At 32.9% G+C, this 2,601-nt stretch carries 1 protein-coding gene; it reads right to left on the reverse strand.

Features of this window, described 5'->3' with window-relative positions; all coding sequences use genetic code 11:
• Nucleotides 1-2,601 (reverse strand): C1 family peptidase (locus ACKI3Q_RS02990; RefSeq protein ID WP_407414113.1); only part of this gene is annotated, 2,601 nt, incomplete at both ends.

The following is a 2,601-nucleotide window of genomic DNA, read 5'->3' on the forward strand; positions in this document are numbered from 1 at the left end:
CATGTTATTTTTAAAGACTACTTTAAATACATCATTTTCTTTAACTGGGACATATTCATTTAATTTAATGGTCTTAAATCCTGAAAATTCGCTTGTACCGTTTTGTGTGATTTTCAGCTCACCATTAACATATATTTTAAGTTCATAATCTATGCCTGAATCGTTAAAGTAAGTACCCACAGCGCCCAAAAGATTATTGGCAACAGCGGTGTATTCATTTGAATAAAATGTGTAATTTTTATCCGTTCCTCTAAGTCCCCTCAAATCCGTTTGGTAATTATATTTGTAATTCTCAGTATTTTCAATTATAAATGCAGTTGCATGGGGTGTTTCATAAATTCCCTCTGCATCAGGAGACAATAATGAAGTATCATAATATGAAATGTATTGGTATCCATTGATGCCTGTCTCTTTACCCCAGCTGTTTTTTAATATCCATGCGCCATCACCTGGAGGGGTAATATTGAAATTATCTTTGCTGTAGTTATCATCCCATCCGACAAGAGAAACCGTGTGGGTGGCTACATAAGTATCATTATGGTATAATGAAATGGTTTCAGTATCAGTTCCATCAGTAAAATAGTTTACTGCAACAGCACCGTATTTTAATATTGCCTGTTTGATTAAATTATTTGTTTCATTAGTATTGATATAATCAGCTGGTTTCTTTATAGGGATTAAAATTGCATCCTGGACGTGTATTTTATTTATATCAATAATATCAGATACTTTACCTATTTCATCATAAGTGTCATATTCTTCAGGTACCGGGCCAAGCCAACTTAAGATATGTCCTAATGCCAGTGCTTGACTACCTCCCTCTGTAGCTTCAGTGCTACCGTATTTACTATAGATTATTCCATTATTTCCCAGATTGTTTTCTGAAAAATCATATTCTACATCGGTTGCTTTTAATAAAGCAGATTCCAAACCACTTATCACACCGAAATCCCAACAATAACCTTTACTTAATTGATCTTTAACAGGACTGTCCCATCCCCATTCACGCAAATCAAATCTGACAGGGAGCTTTGTAACATTAAGGCCATTATTCCCTACATCAATTTTCGCACCTTCATTAACAACTACATATGGGTAAATTTTATTTTCCCAATTAAATTCATCATTATTTACAGTATTATTCTCGTTGAGATAATCAACAGTGAAGATTGAAGAAATACTATACTTGGAATTGTTGAAAAATGAATTTTTAATATATGGGCTTGAATCATAAGCATAAATCGTATTCGGATTCAATATATTGCTATTTTCAACTTTATTTCCAATAAATACTGCATTTTCAACAGTAAAATTTGTCAATTCAACGTAATTTGCTCCACCATTTTTAAATGCGTAATTATTATTAAATTCACTATTTTTTAAGTTAAAATCTGTCATTGAGGCATATATTGCCCCTCCGCTTACAGCCGCATTATTATTGTTAAATTTGGAATTTTCAATATTTAGTATACCATTTAACTGTAAGATAGCACCACCAAATCCACTATTACAATTAATGAATGTTGTATTGATTACATTAATGCATTTTGAAGTATGTTTTGGTTCATTGTAAACATCTGCAAATATTGCCCCTCCGTTTTTTTGTGATTTGGTATTTATAAAGTTACAATTTTCTATAGTCATTTCATTCGGAAGATCTTTTATTCCTATTGCTCCTCCACTTATCAATGCACTCAGGTTGACAAAATCACAATTTCTAATTTTTCCGCTACTATTTGAGAAATAAATTGCAGTAGCATAATTGGAAGTTGAATTTACAAAAGAGGTATTTTCAATGGAAATTAAAGATTTTTGCAAGTAAATTAAACTCCATTTTGTATTTTCATTTTTTAAAATTCCATTCTTCAGGATTAATTCACTAAGTTCAGCATAAAGAGAACTTCCTGATTCGCTTGCTTTGTTATTGTTGAGTATTATATTGTTTATTGTGGTTTTACCTATTACATATATTGCGCCGCCCATTTCGGCCTGGTTATTGTTTAGTGTTGCATTGTCTATTGTAGTATGACCCATCGTGGTGATTGCTCCTCCAGTTGAGTTTGCTTTATTGTTTTTGAATGTTGAATTGTTTATTGTGGTTTTACCCATTGTGAGGATTGCTCCTCCATTTATAGCTTGGTTGCTGATGAAAGTAACATTGTTTAATGTAAGTATTCCATCGGCATGTATTGCCCCACCTTCTTCCGCATGGTTATCGGTGAAATTACAGTTTGCCACAGTTGTATTATGGTCTGGATATATTGTACTTTCATTGTTTATTTCTTTATTGATAGCTATTGCCCCACCTTTTGTTGCATTATTGGCAATGAAATTGCAGCTGAAGCTAATATTATCAGATTCATCAAAGAAATTAATTCCTCCTCCGACTAGTGCATTGTTGGCTATGAAATTACCTTTTATTGTTATGTTGTATGGTGTCATTCTATAATTTAGCGCCCCACCATATAGGCTTGCGCTGTTTTCGATGAAATCACATTCCAATACGTTGTTGCTTGATGTATTTTTGAAGGTTATTGCACCGCCGTTACCGTTAATTTCATCTATTAGGCCGTGGGCTTCATTGTGTATGTATTTTCCTTT

The organism is Methanobrevibacter sp. (assembly GCF_045636185.1).
Classification (GTDB): Archaea; Methanobacteriota; Methanobacteria; order Methanobacteriales; family Methanobacteriaceae; genus Methanocatella.